This is a genomic window from Catenibacterium sp. UBA627 (genome assembly GCF_002299355.1).
Lineage (GTDB): Bacteria > Bacillota_I > Bacilli_A > Erysipelotrichales > Coprobacillaceae > Catenibacterium > Catenibacterium mitsuoka.
Map to the genome: position 1 here is coordinate 3,410 of NZ_DBPF01000046.1, position 8,061 is coordinate 11,470.

Below are 8,061 nucleotides of genomic sequence, written 5' to 3' on the forward strand. Positions count from 1 at the left end.
TTTAATTCAATCTGCATTGTTTTTCTTAGTTTCAAATCAAGTGCGCCTAATGGTTCATCAAGAAGAAGTACTTTTGGTTCATTAACTAGAGCTCTTGCAATCGCAACACGCTGCTGCTGACCACCAGATAACTGAGAAATGTTTCTTTCCTCAAAGCCCTTTAAGCCTACAAGTTCTAGCATTCTTCTTACTTTATGATCAATGATTTCATCAGGCATCTTCTTAATATGTAAACCAAAAGCCACATTATCATAAACATCCATATGTGGGAATAAAGCATACTTCTGGAAGACAGTATTTAATTCTCTCTTATAAGGTGGTACACCTTCCATATTCATACCATCGAATAATACAGTACCTGATTCAGGTTCTTCAAATCCTGCCATGATTCTTAGCGTAGTTGTTTTTCCGCATCCACTTGGCCCTAGAAGTGTTACGAATTCATTTTCATAGATGTCTAGGTGAATTCCTTTTAGGATGACCTGGCCATCAAATGATTTAGTCAGATTATCTAATTCAATAATTTTCTTCATAAAACTCTCCTCATTTAAAATAATGGTGGTGTAGAAATCCAGATCACTCTCGCCTTTCTTTCCCACTGATTCTCTAAATAATGTGCACGTGTGCCCTTCAAATAAAATGTTTCACCCTTTTTAACAATTTCTTCTCGCATCCCATAATGAAGAACGACTTTGCCTTCTAATACATAACCAAACTCTTCTCCGCCATGAGGTTCCATCTTCATTGAACGTTTATCCTTTTCTAGTTCAATAAGAATAGGTTCCATCTCATTTTTCTGAGCATTTGGTACGATATAGTGAATGATATAATCATCCTGTTCATTCACAAAAAAATCCTTCTCGCCAAAAACAAGCTGTTCATCCTCCTGCTGATCAAAGAAATCATGAAGATTAGTACCTAATGCTTCAAGAATATCATCAAGTGTTGCGACAGATGGTGATGTTAGATTTCTTTCAACCTGGGAGAGGAAACCTTTTGATAATTCACTGCGGTTTGCAAGTTCTTCAAGAGTTAAGTCGTTTGCAAGACGCAGCTGTTTAATTTTCCTTCCGAGATCCATCTAATCCTCCCTGTTTTATATAATTAACTTTTTGTTCACTTAATCAAACAACAATATTATACACTTATAAAGATATCTTTCAACCTCTTTTTTAAACTTTTTGTTTTATATATTAAACTTCCGAAATAAAAAAGAACATTCTTACAAATGTTCTCTTCTTTTTGTAGATTTTCTAAATGCAGCCTTTAAAGTCTCATCATCATTATCACGAATCGCATTTTTAAGAAGGTCTAGCTGTTCTTCAAAGCGTTCGATAGAAGCAAGAAGATACTGCTTATTATTCATAAACAATTCATCCCATAAGTCTTCATTGATATTCGCAATACGTGTGAGATCTCTAAATGAGTCTCCAATATACTTTCCTGTCTCATATTTCTGATCATCACTATTCATAAGCGATACAGCCAGACAGTGAGGTAATTGAGAAGTAAATGAGATAATTTCATCATGTGCTTCAGGAGACATGATCTTAACTGAACGGAAGCCTAACTGTTTAGAGAATTCCTGAACAAAATCTATAGTAGATTTCTTATTATCATCATGATAGACAATAATGAAGTTTGCATTCTCAAATACCTGTTTAGAGGCATATTGATAGCCCTTCTTTTCTCTACCTGCCATAGGATGAATAGAAATATATTCTACATCTTCTGGAATGACAGAAAGTGCTTCTCTTAAGAAATAAGACTTAATTCCTACGGCATCTGTAACAATACTTCCCGGTTTAAATTGATTGTTTTTAATAAAGTCTAAGACAAGACTTGGGTAAAGGCAGATGATTGTAAGGTCTGTTTCAGGGATAATAGCTTTCCCTTCTAGATAACCTTCAATAATACAGCCCTCTTCTTTAGCCATATCTAAAGTCTGCTGGTTTGTATCGATACCATAAACTTCATAACCCTTTCCTTTAAGCGCCTTAACAAAACTGCCGCCAATAACGCCTAATCCTACTACTGTAATTTTCATCCGCGTTTTTCCTCAAGCATCTTTAATTTATAGTCAATAAGTCTTTCAGAAAGGTCTACATAATAAGTATGTGGGTATTCTAAACGGAATATTTCATCCCATAATAATGTGCCCTGTTTTTTAACGTTTTCTCTGATTTCTTCAAGTGTCTTTTCTTCATATACACATTCACCATCCACGAAGATAGGTTCCTGTAATTCAAAGAATGTATAAGACCCACCTATTAATGTTTTATTCTTCCATTTATCATACTGAGAGTAAATAGTGAGATTCTTTTCTGGATCAATTGTTTCATCCGCAAACATTACAATATCCGCAATGGCTTTATTTGTTTCATTTTCTATTAAACGATAGACCTTCTTATAGCCTGGATTAGTAATCTTTTCTTTATTTTCTGAAATCTTGATTTTAGGAACAATCTGACCATCTTTTTCCATGGCCGCCATCTTATAAACACCACCAAATACTGGTGAAGACTTAGATGTAATCATATTTTCCCCTACACCAAATGAATCAATACGTGCACCCTGTTCAAGTACAGAACGGATTAAATATTCATCTAATGAATTAGAAATAGAAATCTTTGTATCAGTCAATCCAGCAACATCAAGCATCATTCTTGCTTTCTTAGTAAGATATGCGATATCTCCTGAGTCAATACGAATACCCGCTAATGTCTTACCCATTGGCTGTAATACTTCTTCTGCAACTCTAATCGCATTTGGAATACCGCTTTTTAATGTATCATATGTATCTACTAAGAGAATACATGAATCTGGATAGATTTCGGCATACGCTTTAAATGCATCATATTCAGTGTCAAATGACTGAACAAAAGAATGTGCCATTGTACCAAGTACTGGAATACCAAAAGCTTTACCTGCTGATACTGTAGCAGTTCCTGATGCTCCACCAATATAAGCTGCTCTTGCGCCATATGTTGCACCATCATATCCCTGTGCTCTTCTTGCTCCAAATTCCATAATAGGACGACCCTTAGCTTCCTGTACAATTCTATGTGTTTTAGTCGCAATCAATGACTGATGGTTAATTGTCACTAAAAGGAATGTTTCCAATAACTGTGCTTCAATCAATTTTCCTTTAACAGTGACTAATGGTTCATAAGGGAATACAGGTGTTCCTTCAGGGACTGCCCAGATCGTACCATCGAACTTAAAATCAGCTAAATAAGATAAAAATTCTTCATCAAACATATTTAAAGTACGTAAATAGTCAATATCGCCCTTTGAGAAGTGCATATCTTTGATAGCTTCAATCAACTGTTGTAGTCCTGCCATGATGACATAACCACCATTATCGGGATTCTTTCGATAGAACATATCAAAATATGCAATTTCATCCTTTTTTCCCTGTTTAAAATAATCATATGACATTGTTAATTCATAAAAGTCCATGACAAGAGTTATATTTCTTGCATCACTTACTGTACTATTTCCCATATTATAATCTCCTAACTTGTTTGTTTTTTATCATACTATCATTATACAAAAAGTAAAGTGATTTGTCTTTTTTTACAAAACTTACACATAAGAAAAAGAAGACTATTAAGCCTTCTTTGCCATTTTCATTAATGCATCTTTTGCCGCATGCTGTTCTGCACGCTTTTTACTTGTTCCTTTACCAGTACCTAAAATCATATCATCTAGAATAACTTCGATAACAAATTCAGGGGCATTGGCTGGTCCAGTTGAACTCTTAACATGATAGCTGACAGTCTTGCGGTCATCCGACTGCACTAATTCTTGTAATTTAGTCTTATAGTCAGTGATATCATCAAATTCATTCACTTCATTGACATGTTTGAAGATTGTCTTTTCAAGAATACGAATCACCTGTTCTTTACCACAATCTAAATAAAGCGCACCTATAAATGATTCATAAATATTTGCAAGAACACTTTCACGATGACGTCCGCCGCTCTTTTCTTCACCTACACCTAAGTAAAGAAGTTCACCCAAATGAAGTTCTTCAGAAAAACGTGCCAACGATTCTTCTCTTACAAGTTTAGAGCGAAGCTGTGTTAACTGTCCTTCTTTATATTCTGGATGTAATGCAAAAATAAATTCTGATACGAATAGCTGTAAAACAGCATCTCCCATAAATTCTAGTCTTTCATAATCTGGAATATGAGCATTTGATTCATTTGCATAAGACGAATGAGTAAATGCTTCCTTATAAAGACCAATACGCTTAAAAGGAATGTTTTCTTTCTGTAAGAAATCTAATATTTTCATTATTGAAGTCCTTCTTTCATACGACCTACAACATCTAAGTCTACCATTCTATATACAAGTTCCATTGCATTATAAACTGCCTTGGCATCTGAACTGCCATGTGCTTTTACGATTGCTTTTTCAAAGCCCATAAATAAAGCACCACCGACTGATTTATAATCAAAACGATCTTTTAATGCATATAATTGCGTTTTTGCAAATAATGCACCAATCTTACCTCTTAATGTCGCAAATAAAGATTCTTTAAGTGCCTTCATAAGAAGAATAGCTACACCTTCTGAGGCTTTTAATGCGATATTACCACTAAATCCATCTGTCACGATAACATCAATATCACCAGCCAACAAATCTCTACCTTCTACATTACCTGTAAAATTGATCTTATCGCAGTTTTTTAATAGTTTATAGGCTTCCTGATGCATTTCATCACCCTTATGATCCTCTGCACCAATATTAAGTAAAGCAACCTTAGGATTTTCCTTATCTAATACAAGTTTGCTATATAATGAACCCATTACTGCAAATTCCTGTAGTTGTTCTGCTGTATTAGTCGCATTGGCACCAACATCCATCAAACAAGTACTATTGCCGCTATATGTAGGAAGAGTCGCCATTAGGCATGATTTTTCCACTCCTTCAATACGCTTTACAAACAACATTGAAGCAGTATAAAAAGCACCTGTAGAACCACATGATACAACACCATCTACTTCATCCTTGCGAGCCATCATTAAAGCCTTCACCATTGAAGATTCTTTCTTTCTTCTTACACCTAATACACTATCCGTCATTAATACAACATCACGTGCATCTACAATATGAATAGAATTAATAGATTCTAAAGCTGTTAATTCTTCTTTTTTACCTGTCACATATAATTCAACATCTGGATGCTTTTCTGCAAACTTCCTGCAGGCTTCCACAACAGGTGCACTACCTAAATCTCCGCTCATCGCATCGATTGCTAATTTCATAAAAATCACCTCGTCAGTTACATAATATCATAACTAATCAATATATTCATTCCCTTTTTTTATCTTTTTCTTGATCATCTCAATATAGTTTTCATATTCCCCGTACTTATAATAGTCATGAATCATCTTAATTGCATATCTTCTTGTCTCTTCTAGAATATTCATATCTTTAAAAATATCACCCATCATAAAGGCTGGAAGACCACTCTGTTTATCACCTAATAGTTCTCCTGGCCCTCTTGTTTTTAAATCATACTGTGATATTTCAAATCCATCATCATGTTCTTCTAGATAGTGCAGTCTCTCTTTTGCTGGCTCGTCCTTTGCTTCAGATAACAAAAAACAATAGCCTTGTTGATCTCCTCTTCCAATACGGCCACGTAGCTGGTGGATAGAAGATAAGCCAAATCTTTCTGCGTTATAAATAACCATCATATTCGCATTGGGGACATCGACTCCTACTTCTACAACTGTAGTAGAAACTAGAATCTGTATTTTATTATCTTTAAAATCCTGCATCACTGCATTTTTCTCTTCATCCTTTAAAGAACCGTGAAGAAGTCCTGTTTGATAATGTCCTTTAAAATAAGAAGACATCGCTTCATAAATAGTCAAAGCACTTTTTAATGGAAGATCTTCGTTATCTTCAATCAAAGGACAGATGACATAACATTGTCCACCTTGTGATAAATAACTCTTTAATTGTTTCAAGAAAGGTCTCATAGAACTACCTTCAAAATATTTTGTTAAGATAGGCTTTCTACCTTCCGGTCTCGTTTCTATACTTGAAACATCCATATCCCCATATAAGCTCATTGCAAGTGTTCTAGGTATAGGAGTCGCACTCATGACAAGGAAATCAACACCTTCACCTTTCTGTTTTAAGGCTTTTCTTTGTTTCACTCCAAAGCGATGCTGTTCATCTGTTACCACAAATCCTAGCTTCTTATAATGAACACTCTCCTGAAATAAAGCATGTGTACCAATCACCAAATCAATCACACCTCTCTCCAACCCTTCATAGATTTCTTTCTTTTCTTTCAAAGTGAGCGCCCCTGTCAGTAACGCAATATTCATATCATATGCTTCAAATGTCTTTTTAAGCTTACTATAGTGTTGCGTTGCCAGTACTTCAGTAGGTGCCATGAGAGCCCCCTGATAACCACTTAAATAGTTCGCATATAACCCTATAGCTGCCACAATTGTCTTACCGCTTCCTACATCACCTTGTAAGAAACGATACATGATTGTTGGATTATGAAGATCTAATAGTATGTCTTTAGCACTCTGTTTTTGATCTTTCGTCAATTTAAAGGGAAGCGTATGAATAAAGGCATTGACTTCATCTAAAGAAAAGTCCTTTGCATAGCCTACTTCCTGTTCTCTTTGCATTTTACGATAAGAAAGAGCCAATTCAAAGTTTAAGAATTCTTCATATTTAAGAGTTTTAATACCCTTTTGTAGTTGTTCATGGTTCATTGGAAAATGGACTGCATAAAGTGCTTCTTTCTTACTCATGAGATCGACTGTTTCTCTTATTTCTATAGGAAGACTATCTTCAATAGGAATATTCATCCCTAATACTTTTTTAACATATTGGGAAAAGGCATGACTTGTAAGACCGTCTTTTAATGAATAGACAGGTGTAATACCTGATAATTGATCTAGATTCTTTAATAATATATTAGAAGCAATGAAACGATTCCCTTCTACCTTACCTTGTAAAGTAACGATACGATTAAGTGTTAAATGAGGGCGAAGAAAATGTCGATTAAAGATTGTGACTGTATAGTCATTGCCTTTAATAGACGCATTGAATGTCATACGTGAAAAACGTCCTTTATAAAATACTTTAGGACTACTTATGATAACTCCTTCTACACAGCATTTATCTTCTATAGGAGGCCATATTTCAGTCACTTCATCATATTTATAAGGATAATGATAAATAATATCTTCTAAAGTATCAATAGAGGAAGCATGTAATAAATCTATTCTATTTTGACTTGTTGTTATTTTCTTTAATTCTTCCATAATATCACCACTTATTTGATTAACATATACATTTTATTAAGTATATCATATAATAACTAAAAGGAGAAAAATATGAGAAATATTGTATTTGATTTAGGGCGTGTTCTCTTAGACTATCAGCCTTTAGTTTGGCTGAAAAAGAAGAACTATACGCATTATAATGAATTATTTGAAATCATCTTCCAGAATCCTTTATGGATCAAACTAGACGAAGGGTCCATCACAAGAAAAGAGTTTACAGAAAAATTAATCAACGAATATCCTGAACTTGCATTGGATATAGAAGAAATCATGGAAAAATGGATTGAATTACTTCTTCCTTTTGAAAATAATATAAAGTTACTTTCTCTATTAAAAGAGAAAGGTTACTCTCTCTATATTATTTCTAATTTCCATCTAGATGCATATAATCGTTTCTTAAAGAAGCAGGATTGGTTTACTCTATTTGATGGAGCTATTATTAGTGCCAAAGAAAAGTTAATCAAGCCGGATTTAAGAATATATGAATTATTATTAGAACGTTATCAGTTAAAAGCAGATGAGTGTCTATTTATTGATGATTCTCTCAATAATATTAATGCATGTAAGAACGTCGGCATGGATGGTATTCATTTGCCTGATCATTCAAAACTAGAAGAAGAATTAAAAAAACATCATATTATTTAAAAAGAAACGAGCCCTAGCTCGTTTCTTTTCATTACATATCACAAAGACCTTTGTCTTCTCCATATACTGAATACCAATCATTATT

General features: G+C 34.1%; 7 protein-coding genes and 1 pseudogene. 1 reads left to right on the forward strand and 7 read right to left on the reverse strand.

The annotated features are described in order from the left end of the window. From B2S90_RS03445 to recG, 7 genes and pseudogenes are all read right to left on the reverse strand, one after another. A pseudogene (locus tag B2S90_RS03445) lies at nucleotides 1-533 on the reverse strand (ABC transporter ATP-binding protein); the annotation flags it as partial. Between the two features lie 14 nt (nucleotides 534-547). Continuing rightward, nucleotides 548-1,081, reverse strand: a complete 534-nt coding sequence (locus B2S90_RS03450) for a helix-turn-helix domain-containing protein (protein WP_006506217.1) — start codon at nucleotides 1,079-1,081, stop codon at nucleotides 548-550. Between the two features lie 141 nt (nucleotides 1,082-1,222). Continuing rightward, nucleotides 1,223-2,047 (reverse strand): prephenate dehydrogenase, encoded by an 825-nt coding sequence (locus B2S90_RS03455; protein WP_286696543.1) that lies wholly within the window; start codon nucleotides 2,045-2,047, stop codon nucleotides 1,223-1,225. Further along, entirely contained in the window at nucleotides 2,044-3,507 is a 1,464-nt protein-coding gene (locus tag B2S90_RS03460) for a nicotinate phosphoribosyltransferase (protein ID WP_055289172.1), read from the reverse strand. The genes B2S90_RS03455 and B2S90_RS03460 overlap by 4 nt, the downstream gene beginning before the upstream one ends. A 105-nt stretch (nucleotides 3,508-3,612) precedes the next feature. Then, complete coding sequence (gene rnc, locus B2S90_RS03465) at nucleotides 3,613-4,302, reverse strand: ribonuclease III (RefSeq protein WP_055289171.1); 690 nt, start codon at nucleotides 4,300-4,302, stop codon at nucleotides 3,613-3,615. Beyond that, on the reverse strand, nucleotides 4,302-5,276 hold the full coding sequence (gene plsX / locus B2S90_RS03470; RefSeq protein WP_286696544.1) for a phosphate acyltransferase PlsX: 975 nt from the start codon (nucleotides 5,274-5,276) through the stop codon (nucleotides 4,302-4,304). The genes rnc and plsX overlap by 1 nt, the downstream gene beginning before the upstream one ends. Before the next feature lie 33 nt (nucleotides 5,277-5,309). Further along, the gene (gene recG / locus B2S90_RS03475; RefSeq protein ID WP_278779001.1) at nucleotides 5,310-7,310 is read right to left on the reverse strand and encodes an ATP-dependent DNA helicase RecG; all 2,001 of its coding nucleotides are present in this window, start codon (nucleotides 7,308-7,310) and stop codon (nucleotides 5,310-5,312) included. Between the two features lie 72 nt (nucleotides 7,311-7,382). Here recG and B2S90_RS03480 point away from each other — a divergent pair, with 72 nt between their 5' ends. Continuing rightward, nucleotides 7,383-7,976, forward strand: a complete 594-nt coding sequence (locus B2S90_RS03480) for an HAD family hydrolase (protein ID WP_055234776.1) — start codon at nucleotides 7,383-7,385, stop codon at nucleotides 7,974-7,976. Nucleotides 7,977-8,061: the final 85 nt, after the last annotated feature.

Excerpts from the sequence above, each read along its gene's own strand:
- B2S90_RS03450 (WP_006506217.1), bottom strand. The coding sequence starts at position 1,081 with ATGGATCTCGGAAGGAAAATTAAACAGCTGCGTCTTGCAAACGACTTA.
- B2S90_RS03455 (WP_286696543.1), bottom strand. The coding sequence starts at position 2,047 with ATGAAAATTACAGTAGTAGGATTAGGCGTTATTGGCGGCAGTTTTGTT.
- B2S90_RS03460 (WP_055289172.1), bottom strand. The coding sequence starts at position 3,507 with ATGGGAAATAGTACAGTAAGTGATGCAAGAAATATAACTCTTGTCATG.
- rnc (WP_055289171.1), bottom strand. The coding sequence starts at position 4,302 with ATGAAAATATTAGATTTCTTACAGAAAGAAAACATTCCTTTTAAGCGT.
- plsX (WP_286696544.1), bottom strand. The coding sequence starts at position 5,276 with ATGAAATTAGCAATCGATGCGATGAGCGGAGATTTAGGTAGTGCACCT.
- recG (WP_278779001.1), bottom strand. The coding sequence starts at position 7,310 with ATGGAAGAATTAAAGAAAATAACAACAAGTCAAAATAGAATAGATTTA.
- B2S90_RS03480 (WP_055234776.1), top strand. The coding sequence starts at position 7,383 with ATGAGAAATATTGTATTTGATTTAGGGCGTGTTCTCTTAGACTATCAG.